Raw genomic sequence first — 23,530 nt, 5'->3', positions numbered from 1 at the left:
GCCGACTGCGGGGCTCGCAAGCTCACTCCTCGCGTCAGCCACGGAGCATCTCCGCTACCAGGAAGGCCAGCTCCAACGACTGCTGGGTGTTCAGTCGCGGGTCGCAGGCGGTTTCGTACCGGTCGGGCAGGTCGAGGTCCTCGATGCCCTGGGCGCCGCCGAGACACTCGGTGACGTCCTCGCCGGTCAACTCGACGTGCAGGCCACCGGGGTGGCTGTCCAGCCCCCGGTGCACCTCGAAGTAGCCGAGCACCTCGTCAACGATGCGGTCGAAGTGCCGGGTCTTGTAGCCGTTGGACGACTCGTGCGTGTTGCCGTGCATCGGGTCGCACTGCCAGACCACCTTGGCGCCGGCGGCGGTGACCTTGGCCACGATCGGCGGCAGGGCGTCTCGCACCCGGTGGTTGCCCATCCGGCTGATCAGAGTGAGCCGGCCGGGGACATTGTCCGGGTTGAGCTTCTCGCACAGCTCGATCGCCTCGTCGGGTGAGGTGGTCGGGCCGAGCTTGACGCCGATCGGGTTGGCGATCCGGGAGATGAAGTCGATGTGCGCACCGGTGATCTGCCGCGTCCGCTCGCCGATCCAGAGGAAGTGCCCGGAGAGCCCGTACGCCCGGCGGTCGGAGACCCGGGTGAGCGCCCGGTCGTACTCCAGGGCCAGAGCCTCGTGGGAGCAGTAGAGGGTGACGGTGCGCAGCGCCTCGTCGTCGGTCATCCCGCAGGCCTGGATGAAGGCCAGCGCCCGGTCGATCTCCCGGGCGATCGCCTCGTAGCGCTCCCCGGCCGGGGAGTTCTTCACGAAGCCCTTGTTCCAGTCGTGCACGGCGTGCAGGTCGGCGAGCCCACCGGCGAGGTACGCCCGGAGCATGTTCATCGCCGCCGCCGAGTTGGCGTACGCCCGGATCATGCGCTGCGGGTCGGCGACACGGGCGGCCGGGTCGGCCTCCAGCGAATTGATCATGTCGCCGCGGTACGCGGGCAGGCCGCGCGCGTCGGTGGGCAGCGAGCGGGGCTTGGTGTACTGCCCAGCGACCCGGGCCACCTTGACCACCGGCAGCGACGCGCCGTAGGTGAGCACGATCGCCATCTGGAGCAGGGTCCGGGCGTTGGCCAGCAGGTGACTCTCGGTGTTGTCGGCGAAGGTCTCGGCGCAGTCGCCGCCCTGGAGCAGGAAAGCCTTGCCCTCGCAGACCAGGGCCAGCTTCTGCCGGAGCTGATCCACCTCGTAGGGCGCGACGACCGACGGAACGGTGTCGAGCACCTTGCAGACCTCGGCGACCGTGGCCGGGTCGGACCACGGCGGGGTCTGCTCGCGGGGCAACTCCCGCCATCGGTCCAGGCCGAGGGCCGCGTCCTCGGCGGAGTCGACGGTCGGTCGGCTGGTCTGCAGGCCCGGGCTGCCCACCCCGGGATGGCTCAGCTGATGCCACTCATGGCGCATGACAGAAAGCCTACGGCGGCCGTCGGGGTGCCCGGGCGGCGAGGGGGACGGTTCCGGCTGTTGGGAGATCAATCCCAGCGGGCGCAGGTCAGGACGCGGGCGAGGGGGCGACGCCGGTCGGCGTCGCGGCGGCCGGGACGCCACCCGGCGCCTCCCCCGCGATGCACCAGTCGCCGCCGTCGCGGGTGACGGTGAACACCAGCGGTCGGGTGACCTTGCGCGTGCCGGCGGTGACCGAGACCGAGACGCTGACCTCCTGGCCGCGCGGACCGGACCGGACATCGGTGATGGCCGCCTCGGGCACCTCGAAATGGTCCGCGAAGTCGCCGTTGGGGCCGGTGGCACCCAGGTCGAAGCCCTCGTGCAGCAGCGCGCAGAGCTGGCTGCGGCCGGCCGCGACATCCTTGGCGGTCATCGCGTCGAGGTACGCCTGCACCCGCTCACGGGACCGGGTTGCGGCCTCCTCGGCGGGGGCACGCTCAGGCTTGGCGGCCGGCTCATCGCCGCCGCCGCCGATCCCACAGCCGACCAGGGCGACCGGCAGCAGCACCAGCCCAGCGGCGGTCGCGGCCAGCCTGCGGTGGGTCGAGCGCATGATCACCTCCGTCGACGGGGACATCGAGACTGCCGAGCCGCGAGTCTGCCACATCGGGGCCGGCCCGCCCAACGCCAGCGGCCCGGCCGACGCTGTGCGTCGACCGGGCCGGTCCGTCACGGGCGGGGAGGGACGGTGCGGCCCCTCCCCGCCGTGTGGGTGGTGCGTCGGCCCTCGGCTCAGCCGAGACCGCCCTTGATGGCGCCGATGAGCTCGCCGTTGCCGGTGTCACCGGAGAGCTCCCAGAAGAACGCGCCACCGAGGCCCTGGTTGTTCGCGTACGTCATCTTGCCGTTGATGGTCGACGGGGTGTCGTAGCTCCACCAGTTGTTGCCGCACTTGGCGTACGCGGTGCCGGCAACCGTGCCGGTGGCCGGGCAGGTGTTCTTGAGGACCTTGTAGTCCTCGATGCCCGCCTCGTAGGTGCCCGGTGCCGCACCGGTGGCGCTGCCGCCCGGGGCGGCCTGGGTGACGCCGGTCCAGCCCCGACCATAGAAGCCGACGCCGAGCAGCAGCTTGTTGGCCGGTACGCCCTTGCTCTTGAGCTTCTGGATCGCCGCGTCGGAGTTGAACCCCTGCTGCGGGATGCCGGTGTACGAGGTGAGCGGCGAGTGCGGGGCGGTCGGGCCCTGGGCGTTGAACGCGCCGAAGTAGTCGTACGTCATCGGCATCAGCCAGTTGAGGCTGCCCATGGCCCCGGCGTAGTCGGTGGCGTCGATCTTGCCGCCGTTGCTGCCGTCCGCGGTGATCGCGGCGGTGACCAGGGCGTTGGACCCGAACTTGGTCCGCAGCGCGCCGACCACGTTCTTGAACGCGTTCGGACCGCTGCTGTCACAGGTCAGGCCGCAGGCGTTCGGGTACTCCCAGTCGACGTCGATGCCGTCGAACACGTCCGCCCAGCGCGGGTCCTCGACCAGGTTGTAGCAGCTCTCGGCGAAGGCGGCCGGGTTCTGCGCGGCCTGCGTGAAGCCGCCGGACCAGGTCCAGCCGCCGAAGGACCAGATCACCTTCAGGTGCGGGTTCAACTGCTTGAGCTTGCGCAGCTGGTTGAAGCTGCCGCGCAGCGGCTGGTCCCAGGTGTCGGCGACGCCGTCGACACTGTCCGCCGCGGTGTACGCCTTCTCGTAGTCGGCGTAGCTGTCGCCGATGGAGCAGCGGCCGCCGGTGGTGTTGCCGAAGGCGTACAGGATGTGGGTCAGCTTGGCGGCCGAGCCGCTGGTCTGGATGTTCTTGACGTGGTAGTTGCGGGCGTAGACGCCCCACTCGGCGAAGTAGCCGACGACCTTCTTGCCACCCGGGTTCGGCGGGGGCGTGGTCGGCGGCGGCGTGGTCGGTGGGGGCGTCGTCGGCGGCGGGGTGGTCGGCGGGGGCGTGGTCGGCGGCGGGGTGGTCGGCGGGGCGGTGCCTCCGCCGCACGCGGCGCCGTTGACGGTGCAGTTCAACGGCGCCTTGTAGGCGCCGGTGCCGTTGTAGCCCCAGCTGAATGAGGCGCCCGGGGCGAGACCGCCCGCCCAGCTCTTCTTGACCGCGACGTAGTGGTTGCCGCTGCTGGTCACGTCGGCGTCCCAGGCGCTGCTGATGGTGGTGCCCGACGGTAGGTCGAACTCGATGCGCCAGGTGCTGACCGTGGCGCTCGACCCGTTGGTGACAGTCACCCTCGTCTCGTGACCGGTCCCCCAGTCCTGTGCCTTGGCGAACGTGGCGGTGACGGTGCCGGCGCCGAACGCGGTGGTCATCGGCACCGCGGTGAGGGTCAAGGCGACCACGGCACCGGCCCAGAGGGCCCGGCGGAGCGATCTTTTCATGAGGCGTCTCCCGAACTGTTAGGAAACTTTCCAAAAGAGATGGTGAGACGGTACTCAGCGCGTCATCACTTCGTCAAGATGTGCATGTATCGATTTCTCCTGGCGCGTGGAGTGCACCTGCTCCACCCGTCACCGGCGCCCCGCCGGCCGGCAAGTAGCCTCGAACCATGACCGTCTTCGACATCCCGATCGACGCTCTCAGCGGCGGCCCCGCCGACCTGGCCCGCTACCGCGGCAAGGCGCTGCTGGTCGTCAACGTCGCCTCCCGCTGCGGCCTGACCCCCCAGTACGCCGGCCTGCAGGCCCTCGCGGACTCCTACGCCGACCGCGGCCTGGTGGTGCTCGGCGTGCCCTGCAACCAGTTCGCCGGACAGGAGCCGGGCAGCGCTGCCGAGATCAGCGACTTCTGCCAGGTCAACTACGGGGTCACGTTCCCGCTGACCGAGAAGGTCGACGTCAACGGCCCCAACCGGCACCCGCTCTACGCCGCGCTGGTGGACACCCCGGACGCCGATGGGCACACCGGGGACGTCCGGTGGAACTTCGAGAAGTTCCTGGTGGCCCCGGACGGCACGGCCGCCGCTCGGTTCGCCCCCACCGTCGAGCCCGGTGCCGACGAGCTACACGCCGCCATCGAGAAGCTGCTTCCCCCCACCCCCTAACCCCCACCCCGGGCCACAACCCGACCCACGGGCCGATCATGGACTTGTGGTGCCCGACGCGTCATGGTTCGCCGGATTCGTCCCCCGCCACAACTCCATGATCGACCGTGGGAGGGGCGTTAGCGCGCGACGAAGCGCCACTGGGGCACGTCGACCTTCGGGCGGTAGCCGAGCAGCTGGTAGATCCGGTTGCTGGTGGGGTTGGCGCGGTCGGTGTAGAGCGTGCAGGCGGCGGCGCCGGTATTCAGCGCGTACCGGCTGACGTGCGCGACACAGGCGCTGGCGAAGCCGTGCCCCCGCCACTTTGGCGGGGTGTACACGCCGCTGACCCGGACCACCCCCGCCACCGGCCGGCTCAGCCAGGCCGTCGCGACCGGCGTACCGGCCTGTTCCCACAGCCAGAGCAGGTCGCCGTGCGGCAGCCGGGCGTCGATCTGCCGGGCGGGGTCCACCGGCGGCCCGCCGGGCGCCGTCTCGGCGAGGAACGCGGCGGCCCAGGTGATCAGCAGGTCCCGGTCCGCGGTGGTGGCGGGTCGAGCCCGCCCGGGTACGCCGACCGGCGACCGGACCGCGTCCAGCTCGAAGATCCGCTGCGCCGTGCCGGGTACGGCCACCAGGTGGGCGCACTCGGCGTACCGCTCGGCGAACTCCCCGACGGCCGGAACCGGGCCGTGCACCTCGGCCAGCGACGGCGCCGCCCGGACGAAGTGGTCGGCCAGCGCTCGCGCGGCGGCCACCGACACCGCGCCGAGCAGCGGCCCGCGCGGCGGGGTGTGCACCGCCGCGCCCACCGTCGCGCCGCCGTCGACCACTCGGACGAACTGCTCGTCACCGGAGAGTGGCACGTCCCCGGAGAGCCGGTCCGCGACCAGCGTGAGCAGTACGTTGTGCAGGACAGGCTCGCGGCGCAGCCAGGCGTCGGCTGCGGCGGTGAAGGTCGCGAGATCCTCGGTCAGACACTGCACGGACGGGATTCTGCGCACCGGTCGGCACGCCGGCAACCGGAATAACCCACCGCACCAGTCGGGAATGTGTCGCGGGTGGACGGAGTTGGGAACGAGCATGACAACTGTGGGACTGATCGGCAGTGGCCACATCGGTGGCAACGTGGCCCGGCTGGCGGTGGCCGCCGGGTACGACGTGGTGCTGAGCAACTCGCGCGGGCCGGAGACGCTCACCGACCTGGTCGAGGAGTTGGGCAAGCATGCCAGCGCCGGCACGGCACAGGACGCGGCGCAGGTGGGCGATCTGGTGGTGGTCAGCGTTCCGCTGAAGGCGTACCGGGCGGTGCCGGTGGAGCCGCTGGCCGGCAAGGTCGTCATCGACACCAACAACTACTACCCGCAGCGCGACGGGAACTTCCCGGAGCTGGACTCCGGCGAGATCACCAGCAGCGAACTGCTCCAGCAGCACCTGCCGGAGTCCCGGGTGGTGAAGGTCTTCAACAACATCTTCTTCAAGCACCTGGCCGCGCTGCCCCGGCCCGCCGGCGCGGCCGACCGCAGCGCCCTCGCGATCGCCGGCGACGACGCCGCCGCGAAGGCCGAGGTGACCGCCTTCCTGGACCGGATCGGCTACGACGCGGTGGATGCCGGGTCGCTGGCCGAGGGGTGGCGCTACCAGCCGGACACCCCGGCCTACGGGACCATCTACTCCGCCGACCCGACCGACTGGGAGCACCCGGCCCAGAGCGACGCCGAGAAGCTGCGCACCGCCCTGGCCGCCGCCACCCGCTGACCGCCACCGCCGGGCGCGCCGCCGTGCTCGGCGGCCCGCCCCGCCTGGCGCAGCCTCCCCTATCGGGTGGTCGTGCGGAGGGCGGCGGCGAGTTCGTCGTCGTAGTTGGCGATCGGCTGGCCGTCCGAGGCGTACGCGATGAGCCGTCCCTGCGCCATGCTCGCCGACCGGAACGAGAACGTCCGGGTCCCCGGATACGCGTCGAGCAGGGGGATGGCCCGGGGCGCCCCGCCTGGCGCGGAGTAGTACTCCAATCGGGCCACCTGCGGGGAGACCACGCCATTGACCCGTACCTTGGTCTTATCGGCGCGGGTGCCGAAGGTGACCGGCGCGTCGGTGCGGTAGGCGGCGCACTCGGCCGGGCCCCGGCAGACGAAGAAGTACCGCGGGTTGACCACGTCGTCGAGGTTGTACGCCTTGAAGGTCGGGTCCGCTCCGGCGGGCAGGGGTTGGACGGCGAAGAACGCGACCGCCACCGTGGCCGCGATGCCCACCCGCCACCAGGCTCGCCCGGTGGCCGGCCGCCGGTTCGTCCGGGCGGCGGCGACCGCGACGCCCCCGAAGCCGGCCAGGCACAGCAGGCACACCCCGACGGCGCGGGCGTTCTCGAACAGGAACTGCACGCCCGGCCGCGTCGACACCGGGCTGAGGGCCGCACCCAACGAGACGACCATCGTGCCGAGCAACGCGGCGCCAGCGGCCCGCTGGGTGACGCCGGACGCGCCGATCAACAGCATCGCGGCGAGCACCGGCCACACCTGGTGGTGGGTCCAGGACACCGGGGACGCGGCCACGGTGGCGCAGCCGACGAGTACCGCGCCGTGTGCGGAGCGGCCCTGCGCCGTCAACTGCCGGGCCCGCAGCAGCGCCGCCGCGCAGATGAGCGCCACCAGGCCGGCCCAGAGCAGGGGCAGGGACGCCTCGTCGACACCGACGCGCAGCAGCATTCCGTGCAGGGACTGGTTGCCCAGCGACGCCAGGTTGCCGATCCGGGAGGTCTGCCGCACGGACTCGGTCCAGTAGGTCCAACTCTCCCGGGGTAGCACGATCGCGGCGAGCCCGGCGCAGGCCACGAACGTCGCCGCCGCACGGCCGGCGTCGCGGTAGCGGCCGGTGGCGAGGAAGTACACCACGAACAGCAGCGGGGTCAGCTTGATCGCCGCGGCCATGCCGACCAGCACCCCGCGCAGTCGGGGTGGGACGACGCCCATCCCGTCGAGCAGTGCCATCAGCACGATGAAGATGCTGACCTGGCCGAAGCGCAGGTTGCTCTGCACCGGCGCGGAGAGCATCAGCACCGTGGCCGCCACCGCCACGACGAGCGGGCGCCGGGACCGTCGGGCGGTCAGCGCGACGCCGACCGTCCCGGCGATGGCGACGACCGCCGCGCACGTCGCGACCAGCCAGATCCCCTGCAGTACGCCCTCGCTGACGGCGGTGATCGGCCCCAGCACGAGCGCGGCGAACGGCGGATAGGTGAACGGGCCGCCGTTCTCCGCCACGTACCCGTACAGCGGCCGGCCGGAGTGCAGGTCGGACAGCGCCCCGTAGTAGATGTGCAGGTCGGAGAGGCGGTCCTCGCGCCGCAGCACGAGCACGCAGGACACCAGCGCGACGACCACGAAGGCCGCCCACGCCAGCGCCACCCGGCGATCCCGCATCGACCGAGAATAAGGGACCGCGACGACCGGCGGAGGCCCGCCAGCGCCGCGTCTGCCCTCGGGAGAACGGATGCCGCGCGGCGCGTCCCGATCCCTAGCATCGGCTGATGGGAGCGACGAGCACACCCGCGTACGACGCCCACGCGGACTGGTACGAGGACTTCATCTCGGCCGGGGGTGGATATCTCCGGCGGGTGCACACGACGGTGGCGGACCTGCTGGGCGCGGGCGAAGGCTCCTGCCTGGACATCTGCTGCGGCACCGGCGCGCACGCCGCCGTGCCGGCGAGTCTGGGTTGGACACCGGTGGGCGTGGACCTGTCCGGCGGGCAGTTGCGGCACGCCTCCGGGCGGCTGCCGGTGACCCGGGCCGACGCTGTCGCGCTGCCGATCGCCGACGCGTCGCTGCCCGCGGCGATGTGCGTGCTGTCCAGCACGGACGTACCCGACTACCCGGCCGTGCTGCGCGAGGTCGCCCGGGTGCTACGCCCTGGCGGGCGGTTCGTGCACGTGGGCGTGCACCCCTGCTTCGTGGGGGCGTTCGCGGACTGGAGCCAGCGGCCGAGCGTCGTCGTGGACGAGCGGTACGCCGACCGGTCACGCAGCTTCGCCAGTTGGAACACCAGCGGTGTCCGGGTGCGGGTGGGCGCCTGGCACGTGCCACTCGCCGACCTGCTCAACGCAACCATGGCCGCCGGCCTACGGCTGGTCCGGATCGCCGAGGCGGGCCCGGGTGGCGTCCCGGATCTGCTCGCTTTCCTGGCCGTCAAGGACTGACCGGCCCGTCACGCACTCGGCACGGGTGACAAAAATCCGGCGACATCCCCGGGACAACTTGCGTGATGGTCCCGTACACGGGACTCTGTCCGTGGGTTGCCGCCCGCTCACCGAACGTGCCCCGGAGGCGACATGCACACGCTCCGTACCGTGCCCCGCCGGCTGCTGGCTGGCGCTGGCGCGCTCCTGCTCGGCACCACCCTCGCCGCCGCCGGCACCCCGATGTCGGTCAGCGCCGCGACCGGCGCGGACACCGTCGGATACGTCCGGCTCGCCCATCTCTCCCCCGACACCCCGGCGGTGGACGTCTACCTGGCCGCCCCCGCCGCCGCGAAGCCGCAGGTCTTCCCCGGGGTCGGCTATGGCGTGGTCTCCGACTACCTGGAGCTGCCGCCCGGCCGGTACGCGGTGGCGATGCGCGAGGCCGGCGCCCCCGCCAGCGATCCCCCGGTGCTCACCACCGAGGTCGCAGTGACCAGTGGCGACGCGTTCACGGTGGCCGGCGTCGGTCGGCACGCCGACCTCGGGCTGCGGGTGCTCAACGACGACCTCAGCGCGCCCGCCCAGGGCCGGGCCAAGGTGCGCGTCGTGCAGGCGTCGGTGCGGACTCCGGTGCTCGATGTGGCCGCTGCCGACGGTCCGATGATCGCCAGCGGCGTCCAGTTCGCCACCACCACCGCCTACCAGCAGGTCGAGCCGGGTAGCTGGCGGCTGAAGCTGACCGGCGCCGGTGGGCCGAGCACCGACACCGAGGTGCAGCTGACCCGAGGCGCGGTCTACTCGCTGCTGGTGCTCGACGCGAAGCAGGGCGGGCTCACCGCCGAGCTGCGCCGCGACGCTGAGGGCGGCACCGTCGTACCGGCCGGTGGCGTGGACACCGGCGCCGGCGGCACCGCCGGGACCGGGCGTGGCGCGTACCCCCTGGTGGCCGGCGGGCTGGCCGCGGCGGCCGTCGCGGTGAGCCTGCTGCTGTGGCGCCGGCGGCGGCGCACGACCTGGTGAGCACCGGGCCCGACCTCGCGATCCGACGGCACCGCGACCGCCGGGTGCCGCTGGCCGCGCTGGTCGCGGCCGGCGCGGCGGTCTGCCTGGCCACCGGCACCGGGGTCGGGCTCGCCACGACCGCCCCGGCGCTGCCACCGCCGTCGGCGAGCTGGCAGCCGGGCTGCGCCGACGACTGCCCGTCGCCCGCCGCCGTGCCCGCGCCGCAGGGCCCACCTACTCGGGTACGCGTGCCGCGGATCGGCGTCGACTCGGCGCTCACCGTGCTGGGCCTGGACCACACCGGCGCGCTGATCCCGCCGACCGACTTCGAGACCGCCGGCTGGTACGGCGGCGGCCCGGCCCCCGGCGACACCGGCCCGGCCGTGCTCGCCGGCCACCTGGACTCGCGGCGCGGCCCGGCGGTGTTCGCCCGGCTCGGCGAGCTGCGTCCGGGCGACCGGGTGGAGGTGTGGCGTGGCGGGCAGCGACTGTCGTTCCGGGTGACCGGGTCGCTGCGCACGCGCAAGGACCAGTTCCCCACCGCCGTGGTCTACGGCCCGACGCCCGGCGCGGAGCTACGCCTGGTCACCTGCGGCGGCGACTTCGACCGGCGGCGCGGGCACTACCGGGACAACGTGGTGGTGTTCGCGGTGACCGACGCCGCCGGCCCGGTGCTGCCGGGCTCCGCCGCGGGTTGAGCACTCGGTCGCCGGCCCTGGCCAGAGCGCACTCAGACCGGGCGGCGGCCGGCGAAGCCGCACTCGGCCCGGTGGTACCAGCGCACGTCGGAGTCCCCCTCCAGCCAGCACCAGAGCACGGCGCGGCCGGCCCGCTCGCCGGGGAAGTCGAGCAGCACCGGTGCGATGCCCTTGACCTGGATGTCGTGCTGGTGCAGCTCGTCGACGACGCCGTGCAACCGGGCCTCCAGCCCTTTCACCTCGGCCAACCCGCCGAGCGCGCTGACGCCGTGGTCGGTGAGGTCGGCGCGCAGCTCGGCCAGGTCGGCCCGCAGCCGGATCAACTCGTCGACACGCGGCTGCAGGGTGGCCACCAGGTGCCGGGCCTGGGCGAGTGTGAACACCGGGCCAGTATGCGGCACCCACCGGGGCGTGCAGGGCCCCGCGACGGGCGACAGTCTCAGTCGGCCTGGGCGGCCAGCTCGCGGGCGCGGTCCCGGGCAGCCTCCAGCGCCGCCAGCATGGCCGCCCGGACGCCGTGCTTCTCCAGCTCGCGGATGGCGGAGATGGTGGTGCCGGCCGGCGAGGTGACCGCCTCGCGCAGCTTGACCGGGTGCTCGCCGGAGTCGCGCAGCATCACCGCGGAGCCGATCGCGGTCTGCACGATCAGCTCGTGCGCCACCTGCCGGGGCAGCCCGAGCAGGATCCCGGCGTCGATCATGGCCTCGACCAGCAGGTAGAAGTAGGCCGGACCGGAGCCGGAGAGCGCGGTGACCGCGTCCTGCTGCGACTCGGGCACCCGGATCGTCTGGCCGAGGGGCTTGAACATCTCCTCCGCGAGGGCCAGGTGCGTCCCGGTGGCGTACGCGCCCGCCGAGATCGCCGTCATCGCCTCGTCGACCAGTGCCGGCGTGTTGGTCATCACCCGGACCACCGGGGTGCCCTCGGGCAGCCGGCGATTGAAGAAGCTGGTGGGCAGCCCGGCGCAGAGCGAGATGACCAGCTTGTCGGCGGGCACCTTGGGGCCGATCTCGTCCAGCAGCGCGGCGGCGTCCTGCGGCTTGACCGAGACCGCGAGCACCGCCGCCTCGTCCACCGCGGCCAGGTTGTCGACCACTCGGACGCCGTAGCGGGCGGTCAGCTCCTCGGCGCGTGCCGGTCGGCGGGCGGTGGCCAACAGCCGGTCGACCGGCCATCCCGAGCGCAGCAGCCCGGAGAGCATCAGCTCACCGATCTTGCCTGCGCCGATCACCGCGACCGTGTGCACACCGGCGGACATCTCGGTCGTACCCCCTCGTGTCGGGTCGCGGCGCGGCGGGCCCGCAGGCCCGCCGCGCCGCCGACGTCGATCAGCTGCCGAAGAAGACCTCAGCCTCGGCGTACCGCTCCAGCGGCACGGTCTTCAGCTCGCGGGTGGCCTCGGCCAGCGGCACCCGGACGATGTCGGTGCTCTGCATCGCGACCATCTTGCCCCAGTCACCCTCGTGCACCGCGTCGATGGCCTGCAGGCCAAGCCGGGTGGCGAGCACCCGGTCGAAGGCGGTCGGGGTGCCACCGCGCTGGATGTGACCCAGCACCACGGTGCGGGCCTCCTTGCCGGTCTTGGCCTCCAACTGCTCGGCCAGCCACTGGCCGATGCCGCCGAGGCGGACGTGACCGAACGAGTCCAGCTCCTGGTTGGCCAGCACCATCTGGCCGTCCAGCGGCTGGGCGCCCTCGGCGACCACCACGATCGGGGCGTACTGGTGCTGGAAGCGCTTCTCGACGTAGCCGGCCACCTGCTCGACGTCGAACTGCCGCTCCGGCAGGAGGATCACGTTGGCGCCACCGGCCAGGCCGGCGTGCAGGGCGATCCAGCCGGCGTGCCGGCCCATCACCTCGACGACCAGAGTGCGGTGGTGGCTCTCCGCGGTGGTGTGCAGCCGGTCGATGGCCTCCATCGCGATGTTGACCGCGGTGTCGAAGCCGAAGGTGTAGTCGGTGGCGCCCAGGTCGTTGTCGATCGTCTTCGGTACGCCGACCACGTGCACGCCCAGCTCGTAGAGCTTGGTGGCCACGCCGAGGGTGTCCTCGCCGCCGATCGCGATCAGGGCGTCCACGCCCTGCTCCGCGAGGTTGTCCTTGATCCGCTCGACGCCGTTCTCGATCTTGAACGGGTTGGTCCGGGACGAGCCGAGGATGGTGCCGCCGCGGGGCAGGATGCCGCGGACGTCGGCGATGTCGAGCGGCCGGGACAGACCCTCCAGCGGGCCCTTCCAGCCGTCCCGGAAGCCTACGAACTCGTGACCGTAAGTGGCGACGCCCTTGCGGACGACCGCCCGGATGACCGCGTTGAGACCTGGGCAGTCGCCGCCGCCGGTGAGCACGCCGATACGCATGATCCGCTCATCCTCCTGGAGCATCAGGTAAAGCCCGATATGCCCCAGGATATGTGTCAGGTCAGACCATCGGCGCCGTTGCCGGCCCGGGGCGGGCCGTCACTGCGCACTGTAGTCGGCCTGCCTGTGCGGTGACAGCGCGCCCCGGGTCGACCGGCCGCCTCTCGCGGGTCAGAACGTCACCTCGTAGTTCTCGCCGGCCTCCGGCGGCCGGCCCGTGACGGCGGCCCTGGCGAAGCCGAGCAGGTTGACCACGGTGCTGCTGGGCGAGTTCCAGTACTCGGCGGAGCTGGCGTGCACCTTGATCATCGTCAGGCCGGGGGTGTCCAGCCCGTCCGGAAACCAGGCCTTGAGCACCGGGCTCCAGAGCCGGTCCGCGCGGGACCGGTCGAACCCCTCGTTGGCGGTGCCGGAGATCGACACCCAGGCGTTGTGCCTCTGGTCGGAGAAGGCGACGTTGACCTCCGGGTTCACCCGGATCTGGCGGACCTTGGCCGAGTCCGCGGAGGCGAAGAACCACAGGTCGCCGTCGAACTCGGCCTCCTGCAGGCCCATCGGCCGGCTCACCTGCCGCCCGTCCAGGGCGATCGTGGTGAACATGCAGACCCGCGCGGCCCGGGCCAGCTCGGTGACTCGGGCCCGGGCCTCGGCGGCGCTGGTCGACTCGTTGCTCATGGCACTCTCCCTCGACTCGACTCGTCGAACCGGCGCCCTGGACAGAACCGGTCAAACCTCCGCCGGTGCGGCCGTCACCGGTCGCCGCTCAGCGGGCCGTCATCGCCCGCCAGCGGGCCAGGTTGTGCCGGGCGTCGACCAGGGCGTCGTGCCGGGCCGCATCCGCGTCCGGCAGGGTTGGCCGGCCACGGTCGTCCCAGAGCTGCCGCAACTCCTTGGTGAACCGGGGGATCTCCCGGGGCAACGCCGGCATCGCACCCCAGAGCTGGGCGAGCACCACGTGGTCGTACGCGGCGAACCAGGCCCACAGCTCCAGCTGCTCCCCCGGCCGGTCCCGGACCGGTTCGACCAGGAAGTCGTACAGGTCGTCGCGGATGCGCTCCCGCGAGCGCCAGGCCCGGTCGGCCGGCGACGGCAGCTTGTCCAGCACGTTGCGCCGGACCCAGGGCACGGCGCGGGAGTCGTCGAACTCGGTGGAGACCGCGTAGAACTCGCGGCCGTACTCGTCGACGACACCGATCGAGACGAGGTCGACGGTCTGGCCGTCCTCGATGAACTCGCAGTCGTAGAAGTAGCGGTAGACCATTCCGGCCATCCTCGCCCACCGCCACGCGGCGCTGACCGGCGGGGCCGGCGGACGGCCGCGGGCCGCGCCGGCGAAGACCCGTGCCGCCGGCCTGGATCTGCACCCCAGAAAGCGGTACGCCGCAGCTCGGGACGGTCACGGAAGTGCTTCGAGGGGTGTACAGCAAGCGACCGGACCGTCATGATCTGATGTGTACCGCTACCGGACGCCGAACCGGTGTCAGTTCACCTTGTCGGGGCCATCAGGTTCGCCCGGTGAGCGAGTTGTGGTCCTTTACCGGGGAGGGGTTGGCCCGTGGAGGTTCGCCTGCCGGAGCCGGGTGACGCGCTCACGGGTGTCGAGATGTTCGCCGGGCTGGAGCCCGAGGTGCGGCAGCGGGTCATCGCCGCCGCCGTCCCGCGCACCTACCGCAAGGGTCAGTTGCTCTTCGTGGAGAACGACCCGGGCGAGTCGTTGATCGTGCTCCGCCGGGGCGCGGTGGCCGTCTTCCGCACCGCACCCACCGGCGAGCGGGCCGTGCTGTCGGTGATCCGTCCACCGGACGTGCTCGGCGAGGTCTCCCTGCTCGACGCCTCCACCCGGTCGGCCTCGGCCGAGGCCATTGAGGACTGCGCGGCGCTCGCGCTGTCCCGGGGGGCGTTCATGGAGCTGGTGCACTCCAACCCGCGCATCCTGGACGCGGTGATGCGCTCGCTGGGCGGGCTGATCCGCCGGCTCACCGAGCAGAACGCCGACCACGTCTTCCTCGACCTGCCCGGTCGGGTGGCCAAGACGCTGGTCCGGCTGGCCGGCGAGAGCCAGGCGCCGATGATCACCATCGAGCTCAACCAGAGCCAGCTGGCCGAGATGGCCGGCGGCTCCCGGCAGAGCGTCAACCAGGCGATCGGGTCGTTCGCCAGTCGTGGTTGGCTGCGCACCGAGGGGCGCCGGATCGTGGTGACCGACGTGGCCGCGCTGCGTCGACGCGCCGGCATGAACGATCGCTGATCCCGCCCGACGGGCGACGCACCGAAACGGACACGATGCGGCCGGGTCACCCGTGGGTGACCCGGCCGCGTCGTCGCTTCACCAGCGCTGAGTCAGACCCCGGAGCTGCCGGGACCGGCCCACTTGTCCGGGCCCTTGCCGTCGCCGCCCGCCCCGTGGGACTGCTCGATGACGATGCCCTCGGCCTGCAGGGTGGCGAGGGTGGCGGCGTCGACGTCCACCGACTCACCCGCGGAGTGGCTGACCCCGTTGCCGTCGGTCCAGTCGCTCTCCAACTTGACGTACACCATTGACCTGTCCCCCTGTGCTCGCTGAACGACATGTGGCTGCCTGAATCTAGTCCGTGAATGCCCGGGTGGACTGTCCACAAGCCAACAGGCCGGTACCCGACAGCCGCGTCGGCGGTGATACTTCCACTGACGGGACGCGGTGCGCGTCCGCCTGTTCGTCAGTGGAGGATGTCATCGCCGCGCAGTGTGGGCGCTGTGGACGCACGGCCGCCGACGGCGACCGCTTCTGCGGTGGCTGCGGTGCCGAACTGGGCGCCGTCTGCCCGCACTGTCTGCGTCCGCTCGCCTCGGACGTCACCTTCTGCACCTCGTGCGGGTCGCCCAAGCCGGGCGCGGACCGACCGGCCGCGGTCACCCCGCAGGAGGACCGCCGCCGGGTGAGCGTGCTCTTCGTCGACCTGATCGACTTCACCCCGTACGTCGAACGGGCCGACCCGGAGCAGGTCCGCGGCATGCAGACCGGGTTCTTCTCCGCCGCCCGCCGGGTCGTCGGCCAGTACGGCGGGGTGGTGGAGAAGTACATCGGCGACGCGGTGATGGCGCTCTTCGGCGCCCCGATCGCCACCGAGACCGACGCGTTGCGCTGCGTACGGGCTGGGCTGGAGCTGCAACGGGTGCTCACCCGGTTCGCCCCCACCGGCAGCACGGAGCTGCGGTTCCGGGTCGGGGTGGCCACCGGCGAGGCGCTGGTCGACGTGGCCGCCGCCCGCGACGGCGGGCAGGCGATCGTGGCCGGAGACGTGGTCAACACGGCCTCCCGGATGCAGTCGGTCGCGCCGCCGGGCGGGGTGCTGGTCTGCGGCAGCACGCACGCGCTGACCAAGGACGCGATCCGCTACGAGGAGCAGCCCCCGGTCACGCTGCGCGGGCGGTCGTCGCCGACCGAGGTGTGGCTCGCCCTGTCCCCGCTGCGCCGCCAGCCCACCGACCGGGAGCCGGACACCACGCCGCTGGTCGACCGGGAACACGAGCTGGGCATGCTGGTCAACGCCCTGCACCGGTCACTGCGCGACAGGCTGCCGCAGGTGGTGACCATCTTCGGCCGGGCCGGCATCGGCAAGAGCCGGCTGCTGCGGGAGCTCTACCGGCACACCGGTCGGCTGGTCGACGAGCCGCTGACCTGGCGGACCGGGCGGTGCCCGCCGTTCGGGGAGAACGTCACGTTCGCCGCGCTGGCCGACATCGTGAAGTCCGAGGCCGGCATCCTGGACACCGACGCGGCCAGCAGCGCGGCGCAGCGGCTGACCGCGGCGGTCGGCGAGCTGATCGGCCCGGGCGAACGGGGCCGGGTGGTGGACGCGCTGCGACCGCTGGTCGGGCTGCCCGGCACACCGTTGCCGGCCGAGGAGGCGGAGTCGGCGTGGCGGCGCTTCCTGCTGGCGTTGGCCGCCCGCCGCCCCACCGTGCTGGTCTTCGAGGACCTGCACTGGGCCGACGACGCGATGCTGCGCTTCGTGGAGCTGCTCGGCGCGGCGGCCCGCGAGGTGCCGCTGCTGCTGCTCTGCACCGCCCGGCCGGAGCTGGTCGACCGGGACCCGAGCTGGGCCGGCACCATCACCGGCTCGGTGACCATCACCCTGCCGCCGCTGCGCGACACCGGCATCGCCGCGCTGTACGCGCACATGTTCGGCCAGGCGGCGTTCTCCGCCGACATGCTGAGCCCGCTCATCGAGGTGGCCGGCGGCAACCCGCTCTACGCCCACGAGTACGTCCGGATGCTGATCGAGCAGGGCGCGCTGCGCCAGTCCGGACGGGGCTGGTCGCTGGACAAGCAGCTCGAACTGACCATGCCGGAGAGCGTGCACGCGGTGATCGCCAACCGGGTGGACCTGCTGGACGCCAAGGACCGCGCCGTGCTGCTGGCCGCCTCGGTGGTCGGGGTGCAGTTCTGGCCTGGCGCGGTGGCCGCCGCGCTGGGGCAGCCGGTCGAGTCGGTCGAACGCTCGCTGCGCCGGCTGGAGCAGCGCGACTTCGTGCACGAGCAGGCGGCGTCGACGATGGCCGGGCAGGCGGAGTTCCGGTTCCGGCACGTGCTGGTGCGCGACGTCTGCTACCAGCGGCTGCCGCGCACCGAGCGGGTGGCCCGGCACGAGCGGGCCGCGGACTGGCTCGACGCGCTGTCGCACAGCCGCGACACCGATCTGGCCGAGGTGCTCGCCCACCACCGCTGGGCGGCCCACGAGATCGCCCGCTCGCTCGGCATGCAGGTCCGCCGGTACGCCGGGCCGGCGCGGCAGGCGCTGCACCGGGCGGCCCGCCGGGCGTACGCGCTGCACGGGTTGGACGCGGCGGCCAGCCACGCGGGCCGGGCGCTGGGCCTGGCCGACGACAGTGACCCGCTGGGCCGGCTCCAGCTGGAGCTGCTGAGCACCGAGATCTCTTTCTACCGGGACGGCAACGGGTTCCTCTCCGGCGGTGGGCCGGAGCAGGTGCACGCGCTCGCCGACCGGCTGCTGGCACACGGCGACGACGCGTGCGCCGCCCGAGCGTGGACGCTGCTCGGCCAGGCCGCCTGGCTGCGCGCCGACCGGAGCGACGCGCTGGCCTGTCTGGACCGCGCGGTGCAGCTGTTCGAGCCGCTGCCGGACACCCCGCAGAAGGCCGACGCGTACGCCGAGCTGGCCCGGTTGCACATGCTCAACTACGAGCGGGACCCGGCCGTGGCGGCGGCGGACACCGCGGCCGAGATCGCCGAGCGGCTGGGCCTGACCGAGACCCGCACCAACGCCCGGATCACCGCGGCCACCGCCCGCTACCAGTCCGGCGACCGGGTGGGCCTGGACGAGTTGCACGCGATCGTCGAGTTCAGCCGCGCCAACCAGCTGCTCGCGCTGCCCCGGGCCACCCAGAACCTCGCCTGGGCGATCAGGGAGGAGGGCGACTGGCTGCGCTCCAACGCCCTGCTCTCGGCCGCGCCGGCCCGCACCGCCAGCGGCCAGACCCTGACCACCAGCTACTCGGCGGAGGCGATGCTCGCCTGGTTCGACGGCGACTTCGGCCGGCTGCTCGCCGCGGCGGAAGCATTCGTGGACACTCCGACCGGCAGCTGGGACATGCAGGTACGGGGGCTGCGTTGCTGCCTGCTGGTGCTGCGCGACGACGAGGACCCGGACGACGTGGCCGCCGCCCTGGACACCGCACGGCGCAGTGGGTTCCACCGCCTGCACTGGACGATGCTGGGCATGGCGGCGCTGTGCCGGGCGCTGCAGGACCGCGCCGACGAGGCGGCGGAGCTGATCGAGGAGTTGGACCGGTCCTGGTCGGCGGTGCCGGCGCTGGCCAGCGGGGAGTGGATCGCCGCTGCCGCGTACGCCGCCGCCCTGGCCGGCCGGACCGCCGCGGTGCGGGTCCGGGCGATGCTGGACCGGGTCGGCCACCGTACCCCGTGGTCGGAGGCGGCGCTGCGGACCGTGACGGCCGCCCTGGCCGCGGCCGACGGCGATCACCGGCGCTCGGCCGAGCTGCACCTGGCCGCCGCCGAGACCTACGGCCGGATCCCGGACGCCAGCGACCGGGTGCTGGCGCTGGCGTTCGCGGCGGCGGAGCTGACCCGGGCCGGCGACCCGGCGGCCGCCCGGGTGCCGCGCGCCGAGGTACGCACCTTCGCGCTGCGCAACGACGCCCCCGGGCTGCTCGCGCTCGCCGGCCGACCGATCAGCCCGACCGGGCCCGCGGTGGCCTGCTGAAGCCGGGTCAGGCGGCAGCCGGCACGGGGACGGGCTGCTTGAGCTTCTGCGCGTAGATGTCGACGTACTCCCGGCCGGAGAGCTCCATCAGCTCGTACATGATCTCGTCGGTGACCGCGCGCTCGACGAACCGGTCACCGGACAGACCGGCGTAGCGGGAGAAGTCCAGCGGGGCACCGAAGCGGATCTTCACCCGGGCGACCTTGGGGATGAGCTTGCCCGGCGGCTGGATCTCGTCAGCGTTGAGCATCACCACCGGCACCACCACCGCGCCGCTCTCCAGCGCGAGCCGGGCCACGCCGGTCTTGCCCCGGTAGAGCCGCCCGTCCGGGGAGCGAGTCCCCTCCGGGTAGATGCCGGCCACTCCCCCGGCCCGCAGCACCTGCAACTGGGTGTCCAGCGCGGCGCGGGCGGCCCGGCCGCCGGAACGGTCGACCGGGATGGTGCCGGTGCCGACGAAGAACATCTTGGTCAGCCAGCCCTTGATCCCCTTGCCGGTGAAGTACTCGGCCTTGGCCACGAAGGTGACCTTCCGGGCGGTGATCAGCGGCGTGAAGATCGAGTCGGAAAAGGAGAGGTGGTTGCTGGCCAGGATCACTGGACCGGTCGCCGGCACGTTGTGCAGGCCCTCCACCTGCGGGCGGAAGATCAGCTTGAGCAACGGACCGAGGATGACGTACTTCAGTAGCCAGTAGAGCACCGGCGTCCTTTCCCGTGATGTGCCCGCGACAGCGCCAAGCCCGGGAACGCCGCCGTCGCCGTCGAGCCTACGAAGCACACGCCCCGACCACAACGGACGAAGGTCGGGGCTGACGCACCGGACCGGGCCGGGTCCTCACCACCACAGCGCGTTGGCCGCGGTCAGCAGGGTGGCGAGCGCGATCGGTCAGACCTGGCGAGAGGTCGCGGCAGCCACGTGCGCCCCTCCAGTGTTCGTGCAGACGGCCCGATCGCTGGCAGTTCAGCAGGGCAGCGATCGGCGTGTCGAGTTACCCAGGCGCCAACGATCATCGAGATAGCACTTGTCGCGCAAGAACGGACAAAGGATCCCTGCCGCGACCTGCGGCACCGGCTCTGACTTTGGAAGACGCGACACAACGCACTCCCGGAACCGGCCCCTGACGTGTCACGATTCAGAGCACGGCGTGCGGACGGACGTCGAGGGGGCTGGGGCGGCCGCGCCGAAGGCGCGTTGAGGGAGGATGTCCGGGTGTCAGCGGGTGGGGCCCGCCGGGGACGGCGGGACAACGGGCTCGACGCGAGTGAGTACGCCGTCGTGGGCGACGTCGATCCGCGCGTCGGTGAGCACCTGCTCGACGTGCTGGCCGCCGGTGGGATCGCCGCCTACCTGCAACCCTCCGCCGACCTCAACCCGGTCACCCGCACCACCACCGTGCCGGCCCGCCCGGTCGACCGGCTCTACGTCGACCGCTCGCACCTGACCACCGCACGCGACTACCTCACCCAGCTCTCCGACGAGACCGCCCCCGAGCAGCCGCCGGCCCGCGACGAGCCGGACATCGACGCCGAGTGGACCCGGATCGTGGCCGGCTTCCACAGCACCGACACGGTCGGCGAGCGCCCGTGGCCAGCCGCGGAGGACGTGGAGGAGCGGGACGAGCCCGCCGCCGGTCCGCTGGCCCGTTCCGGCACCGACGAGGCCGGCCCGACCGCGACCGACGTCCGCCGGCTGCCGTCCGCCACCGACATCTCCGGGATCTCGATCGGGCGTGGCACCCGCCCGGACGAGCCGTCGCTGCTGGACGGGCTGGACACCTTCGGTGCCGACCTGCCCGACGACGAGGACGAGGACGAGGGTTACCACCCGCCCCCGCCACCGCCGCTGCCCCGGTTCTCCAAGTACGCGGTGGTCGGCGTGCTCGCGGTGGTCGTCGGGTTCGTGCTCTTCCTCTTCCCGTCGCTGCTCCCGGTGGACCGCTCGGCGGTCACGCTGTTCGGGTTCACCGGCATCCTGGCCGGTTTCGTCACCCTGATCTGGCGGCTGCGCCCCGGTGACGAGGACGACGACGACCCGGACAACGGCGCGGTCGTCTGACTCCGGCGGGCCACCGCCGACCGCATCCCGGGACGACGACGCCCCGCCCCGGGCGTAACAGTGGTGTAACTTACTGTCAGTAGGAATACCGCTGTACGTCACTTCCCCCGCTGACTGACCGGTTTTTCCTTGCTCGCGGCGGTCAGCCCTCTGCTGATCGGAATGCCCGAGATGCGACAGAGTTCCCTCGTGGTGGTGGCCAACCGCCTCCCCATCGACGACAGCGTGGCGCCCGACGGGGCCTGCGAATGGCGGCGCAGCCCGGGAGGGCTGGTCAGCGCGCTGCACCCCCTGCTACGGCACACACCGGCGACGTGGGTCGGCTGGGCCGGCGGCACCGGGCCGGCCCCCGCACTACCGGACGTGGACGGCGTCCGGATGCACAGCGTCGCGCTCAGCCACGAGGACCTGCGCGACCACTACGAGGGGTTCGCCAACGCCACCCTCTGGCCGCTCTACCACGACGCCGTCGAGCAGCCACAGCACCACCGCCGCTGGTGGGAGGCGTACCAGCGGGTCAACCAGCGCTTCGCCGAGGCGACCGCCGAGGTGGCCGAGCAGGGCGCGGTGGTCTGGGTGCAGGACTACCACCTGCAACTGGTCCCCGGCGCGCTCCGCACGCTCCGACCGGACCTGCGCATCGGGTTCTTCCTGCACGTGCCGTTCCCGCCGCCGGAGTTGTTCATGCAGCTGCCCCGCCGGGCCGAGCTGCTGCGCGGCATGCTCGGCGCCGACCTGGTCGGCTTCCAGCGCGCCCAGGCGGCGCACAACTTCGCCCAGCTGGTCACGAAGGTGCTGGAGCTGCCGGCCACCGACCGGCGGATCGGAGTCGACGACCGGGTGGTGCGCATCGGCGCGTTCCCGGTCTCCATCGACACCGCCGAGATGGCCGCGCTCGCCGCCCGTCCCGACGTGGCCGCCCGTGCCCGCCGGCTGCGCCAGGACCTCGGCGACCCCCGGCAGGTCATCCTCAGCGTGGACCGGATGGACTACACCAAGGGCATCGAGCAGCGACTCAAGGCATACAGCGAGCTGCTCGCCAGCGGCGACGTCAAGGTCCGCGACACGGTGCTGGTGCAGGTCGCCATGCCGAGCCGGGAACGCGTCGGCCAGTACCAGATCCTGCGCGAACGGATCGAGCGCGAGGTGGGCCGGATCAACGGCGAATTCGGCCGGGTCGGCGAGCCGGCCATCCACTACCTCACCCAGCCCTTCGACCGGGCCGAGCTGGCCGCGCTCTACCGGGTCGCCGACGTGATGGCGGTGACCCCGCTGCGCGACGGGATGAACCTGGTCGCCAAGGAGTACGTCGCCGCCCGGGTGGACGACTCCGGCGCGCTGCTGCTCAGCGAGTTCGCCGGCACCGCCGCCGAGCTGCCCCAGGCGTACCTGGTCAACCCACACGACCTGGAGGGGCTCAAGCAGGGGTTGTGCGCGGCACTGCGGGCCAGCCCGGCCGACGTCACGGAACGGATACGTGCCATGCGCGCCTACCTGCACCAGCACGACATCCGGGCCTGGGCCCGCTCCTACCTCAGCGCGCTGGACGAGAAAGGTGCCGTGGTCGGCCGCCTGACCAGCACCGACGGCAACCCGGACGAGGCCGCCCGGGTGCCACTGCCGACGAGCCGGGCCACCCCGGCCACGCACCGCGCCGGCGGCTGACCGGCGCGCGCCTGCCCAGCCGGTCAGGTCGCTCAGTGCGCCGCGGGCTCCTTCTCCAACCAGTCCAGGATCGCGTCGATCGGCTCCGCCCAGCGCGCGTCCAGCATCAGGTCATGCCCCATCCCCGGGAACAGCAACGGGGCCGACCCGTAGTGCCTTGCCACCCCGGTCAACGCCGACGTCGGCACCACCCGGTCATCCGGGCTGCCCAGCACCAGCACCGGCGGCGCACCCACGGCCGGTTCGGCGTCCGGCGCACCCAGCAGCGCCCACTGTGCCCGCCGCCCGGCCCGACCGAGCCGGGCGACGTGCCGCCGGGCCTCCTCGTCGGGGAGCTCGCGGCTGAACAGCTGGCCGCGGCTGAGCCGCAACGGGCCGCCGAACACCGCCGGCAGCGTGCCGGCCGGATTGCGGCGCAGTGCGGCGCCCAGCACTCCCCAGCCGCCGAAGACCGGCGCCACCAGCACCGCGCCCCGGGCCGGGTAGCGGGCCAACGCGTGCGCCACCACCAGCGCCCCGGCGCCGTGCCCCACCAGCACCGCCTGGCGCGGCAGGCCCGCGGCCACCTGGACCACATCATGGGCGTACGCGCGCAGCGTCGCCTCCGGCGCCGGCTCGCTGCCGCCGTGCCCGCGCAGGCTCATCGCGTACGCCGGGAACCCCCGCGACGCCGCGTGCCCCAGCCAGTGCTCGGCGAACGCCCACGCGCCGTGCCCGAACCCGGGGACGAAGAGCAGCGGCGGGCGCCCCTCCTCCAGCTCGGGGGTAGCGCTGAGCACCTCGCGCCGGGCCGGCCGAACCGGACGGGACCACTCCCGGCCCCGCATGATCCGCAGCTCACTCATCGGGCCGACCTTTCGTTCGCGACT

General features: G+C 72.8%; 22 protein-coding genes. 9 read left to right on the top strand and 13 right to left on the bottom strand.

What is annotated here, in order from left to right; translation table 11 throughout:
* Positions 1–34 precede the first annotated feature (34 nt).
* The 3 genes from OG990_RS02185 to OG990_RS02175 form a co-directional block, all read right to left on the bottom strand.
* On the bottom strand, positions 35–1,441 hold the full coding sequence (locus OG990_RS02185) for a class II 3-deoxy-7-phosphoheptulonate synthase (protein WP_406078841.1): 1,407 nt from the start codon (positions 1,439–1,441) through the stop codon (positions 35–37).
* A gap of 88 nt (positions 1,442–1,529) precedes the next feature.
* Positions 1,530–2,036, bottom strand: coding sequence for a nuclear transport factor 2 family protein (locus tag OG990_RS02180; RefSeq protein ID WP_355604973.1), 507 nt, complete (start codon positions 2,034–2,036; stop codon positions 1,530–1,532).
* A 179-nt stretch (positions 2,037–2,215) separates the two neighbouring features.
* Positions 2,216–3,841, bottom strand: coding sequence for a glycosyl hydrolase family 18 protein (locus tag OG990_RS02175; RefSeq protein WP_406078840.1), 1,626 nt, complete (start codon positions 3,839–3,841; stop codon positions 2,216–2,218).
* A 167-nt stretch (positions 3,842–4,008) separates the two neighbouring features.
* On the opposite strand from OG990_RS02175, the gene OG990_RS02170 reads away from it, so the two are divergent.
* On the top strand, positions 4,009–4,503 hold the full coding sequence (locus OG990_RS02170) for a glutathione peroxidase (RefSeq protein WP_328418916.1): 495 nt from the start codon (positions 4,009–4,011) through the stop codon (positions 4,501–4,503).
* A gap of 119 nt (positions 4,504–4,622) precedes the next feature.
* Here OG990_RS02170 and OG990_RS02165 read toward each other — a convergent pair whose 3' ends face one another.
* Positions 4,623–5,468 (bottom strand): GNAT family N-acetyltransferase, encoded by an 846-nt coding sequence (locus OG990_RS02165; protein WP_406078838.1) that lies wholly within the window; start codon positions 5,466–5,468, stop codon positions 4,623–4,625.
* Between the two features lie 97 nt (positions 5,469–5,565).
* Here OG990_RS02165 and OG990_RS02160 point away from each other — a divergent pair, with 97 nt between their 5' ends.
* A complete protein-coding gene (locus OG990_RS02160; RefSeq protein WP_406078837.1) occupies positions 5,566–6,240 on the top strand; it encodes an NADPH-dependent F420 reductase in 675 nt (224 codons plus the stop codon).
* A gap of 59 nt (positions 6,241–6,299) precedes the next feature.
* Here the strand turns inward: OG990_RS02160 and OG990_RS02155 are convergent, their stop codons facing one another.
* Positions 6,300–7,901 (bottom strand): glycosyltransferase 87 family protein, encoded by a 1,602-nt coding sequence (locus tag OG990_RS02155; RefSeq protein ID WP_406078836.1) that lies wholly within the window; start codon positions 7,899–7,901, stop codon positions 6,300–6,302.
* Between the two features lie 107 nt (positions 7,902–8,008).
* Here OG990_RS02155 and OG990_RS02150 point away from each other — a divergent pair, with 107 nt between their 5' ends.
* The 3 genes from OG990_RS02150 (at position 8,009) to OG990_RS02140 (ending at position 10,359) form a co-directional block, all read left to right on the top strand.
* A complete protein-coding gene (locus OG990_RS02150) occupies positions 8,009–8,677 on the top strand; it encodes a class I SAM-dependent methyltransferase (protein ID WP_406078835.1) in 669 nt (222 codons plus the stop codon).
* 132 nt (positions 8,678–8,809) lie between these two features.
* Positions 8,810–9,679 (top strand): DUF4397 domain-containing protein, encoded by an 870-nt coding sequence (locus OG990_RS02145; RefSeq protein WP_406078834.1) that lies wholly within the window; start codon positions 8,810–8,812, stop codon positions 9,677–9,679.
* Positions 9,649–10,359, top strand: coding sequence for a class F sortase (locus OG990_RS02140; protein WP_406078833.1), 711 nt, complete (start codon positions 9,649–9,651; stop codon positions 10,357–10,359). The genes OG990_RS02145 and OG990_RS02140 overlap by 31 nt, the downstream gene beginning before the upstream one ends.
* Positions 10,360–10,391: 32 nt before the next feature.
* On the opposite strand, the gene OG990_RS02135 is transcribed toward OG990_RS02140, so the two are convergent.
* From OG990_RS02135 to OG990_RS02115, 5 genes are all read right to left on the bottom strand, one after another.
* Entirely contained in the window at positions 10,392–10,742 is a 351-nt protein-coding gene (locus OG990_RS02135) for a DUF2203 domain-containing protein (protein WP_328418924.1), read from the bottom strand.
* Positions 10,743–10,798: 56 nt separating this feature from the next.
* Positions 10,799–11,617, bottom strand: a complete 819-nt coding sequence (gene proC, locus OG990_RS02130; protein WP_328418925.1) for a pyrroline-5-carboxylate reductase — start codon at positions 11,615–11,617, stop codon at positions 10,799–10,801.
* Between the two features lie 70 nt (positions 11,618–11,687).
* Positions 11,688–12,716 (bottom strand): 6-phosphofructokinase, encoded by a 1,029-nt coding sequence (locus OG990_RS02125; protein WP_328426802.1) that lies wholly within the window; start codon positions 12,714–12,716, stop codon positions 11,688–11,690.
* 171 nt (positions 12,717–12,887) lie between these two features.
* The gene (locus OG990_RS02120; RefSeq protein ID WP_406078832.1) at positions 12,888–13,391 is read right to left on the bottom strand and encodes a pyridoxamine 5'-phosphate oxidase family protein; all 504 of its coding nucleotides are present in this window, start codon (positions 13,389–13,391) and stop codon (positions 12,888–12,890) included.
* A gap of 88 nt (positions 13,392–13,479) precedes the next feature.
* Positions 13,480–13,977, bottom strand: coding sequence for a polyadenylate-specific 3'-exoribonuclease AS (locus OG990_RS02115; RefSeq protein ID WP_328426804.1), 498 nt, complete (start codon positions 13,975–13,977; stop codon positions 13,480–13,482).
* Positions 13,978–14,271: 294 nt separating this feature from the next.
* On the opposite strand from OG990_RS02115, the gene OG990_RS02110 reads away from it, so the two are divergent.
* Entirely contained in the window at positions 14,272–14,964 is a 693-nt protein-coding gene (locus tag OG990_RS02110) for a Crp/Fnr family transcriptional regulator (protein WP_030337710.1), read from the top strand.
* A 92-nt stretch (positions 14,965–15,056) separates the two neighbouring features.
* Here the strand turns inward: OG990_RS02110 and OG990_RS02105 are convergent, their stop codons facing one another.
* Complete coding sequence (locus OG990_RS02105) at positions 15,057–15,254, bottom strand: hypothetical protein (RefSeq protein WP_328418927.1); 198 nt, start codon at positions 15,252–15,254, stop codon at positions 15,057–15,059.
* A gap of 161 nt (positions 15,255–15,415) precedes the next feature.
* Between OG990_RS02105 and OG990_RS02100 the strand changes: the two genes are divergently transcribed.
* Positions 15,416–18,940, top strand: coding sequence for an adenylate/guanylate cyclase domain-containing protein (locus OG990_RS02100; RefSeq protein ID WP_406078831.1), 3,525 nt, complete (start codon positions 15,416–15,418; stop codon positions 18,938–18,940).
* Between the two features lie 7 nt (positions 18,941–18,947).
* Here the strand turns inward: OG990_RS02100 and OG990_RS02095 are convergent, their stop codons facing one another.
* The gene (locus tag OG990_RS02095) at positions 18,948–19,640 is read right to left on the bottom strand and encodes a lysophospholipid acyltransferase family protein (RefSeq protein ID WP_386984093.1); all 693 of its coding nucleotides are present in this window, start codon (positions 19,638–19,640) and stop codon (positions 18,948–18,950) included.
* Positions 19,641–20,150: 510 nt separating this feature from the next.
* Here OG990_RS02095 and OG990_RS02090 point away from each other — a divergent pair.
* Together OG990_RS02090 and OG990_RS02085 are read left to right on the top strand one after the other, a co-directional pair.
* Positions 20,151–20,996: a DUF308 domain-containing protein gene (locus tag OG990_RS02090; RefSeq protein ID WP_406078830.1), complete on the top strand. Its 846-nt coding sequence runs from the start codon at positions 20,151–20,153 to the stop codon at positions 20,994–20,996.
* A gap of 171 nt (positions 20,997–21,167) precedes the next feature.
* Positions 21,168–22,661, top strand: coding sequence for a trehalose-6-phosphate synthase (locus OG990_RS02085; protein WP_406078829.1), 1,494 nt, complete (start codon positions 21,168–21,170; stop codon positions 22,659–22,661).
* A gap of 32 nt (positions 22,662–22,693) precedes the next feature.
* Here the strand turns inward: OG990_RS02085 and OG990_RS02080 are convergent, their stop codons facing one another.
* Positions 22,694–23,506, bottom strand: a complete 813-nt coding sequence (locus OG990_RS02080) for an alpha/beta hydrolase (protein WP_386984097.1) — start codon at positions 23,504–23,506, stop codon at positions 22,694–22,696.
* Between the last annotated feature and the right edge of the window lie 24 nt (positions 23,507–23,530).

Source organism: Micromonospora sp. NBC_00858, assembly GCF_045207365.1.
Lineage (GTDB): Bacteria > Actinomycetota > Actinomycetes > Mycobacteriales > Micromonosporaceae > Micromonospora.
The sequence above is the reverse complement of the archived record's forward strand: the minus strand, read 5'-3'. Positions and strand labels throughout refer to the sequence as shown.

Bases quoted from the DNA above. Each gene is read 5' to 3' on its own strand.
- OG990_RS02105 (WP_328418927.1), bottom strand. From the start codon at position 15,254: ATGGTGTACGTCAAGTTGGAGAGCGACTGGACCGACGGCAACGGGGTC.
- OG990_RS02180 (WP_355604973.1), bottom strand. From the start codon at position 2,036: ATGCGCTCGACCCACCGCAGGCTGGCCGCGACCGCCGCTGGGCTGGTG.
- proC (WP_328418925.1), bottom strand. From the start codon at position 11,617: ATGTCCGCCGGTGTGCACACGGTCGCGGTGATCGGCGCAGGCAAGATC.
- OG990_RS02175 (WP_406078840.1), bottom strand. From the start codon at position 3,841: ATGAAAAGATCGCTCCGCCGGGCCCTCTGGGCCGGTGCCGTGGTCGCC.
- OG990_RS02155 (WP_406078836.1), bottom strand. From the start codon at position 7,901: ATGCGGGATCGCCGGGTGGCGCTGGCGTGGGCGGCCTTCGTGGTCGTC.
- OG990_RS02160 (WP_406078837.1), top strand. From the start codon at position 5,566: ATGACAACTGTGGGACTGATCGGCAGTGGCCACATCGGTGGCAACGTG.
- OG990_RS02185 (WP_406078841.1), bottom strand. From the start codon at position 1,441: ATGCGCCATGAGTGGCATCAGCTGAGCCATCCCGGGGTGGGCAGCCCG.
- OG990_RS02145 (WP_406078834.1), top strand. From the start codon at position 8,810: ATGCACACGCTCCGTACCGTGCCCCGCCGGCTGCTGGCTGGCGCTGGC.
- OG990_RS02085 (WP_406078829.1), top strand. From the start codon at position 21,168: ATGCGACAGAGTTCCCTCGTGGTGGTGGCCAACCGCCTCCCCATCGAC.
- OG990_RS02125 (WP_328426802.1), bottom strand. From the start codon at position 12,716: ATGCGTATCGGCGTGCTCACCGGCGGCGGCGACTGCCCAGGTCTCAAC.
- OG990_RS02080 (WP_386984097.1), bottom strand. From the start codon at position 23,506: ATGAGTGAGCTGCGGATCATGCGGGGCCGGGAGTGGTCCCGTCCGGTT.
- OG990_RS02120 (WP_406078832.1), bottom strand. From the start codon at position 13,391: ATGAGCAACGAGTCGACCAGCGCCGCCGAGGCCCGGGCCCGAGTCACC.
- OG990_RS02170 (WP_328418916.1), top strand. From the start codon at position 4,009: ATGACCGTCTTCGACATCCCGATCGACGCTCTCAGCGGCGGCCCCGCC.
- OG990_RS02150 (WP_406078835.1), top strand. From the start codon at position 8,009: ATGGGAGCGACGAGCACACCCGCGTACGACGCCCACGCGGACTGGTAC.
- OG990_RS02115 (WP_328426804.1), bottom strand. From the start codon at position 13,977: ATGGTCTACCGCTACTTCTACGACTGCGAGTTCATCGAGGACGGCCAG.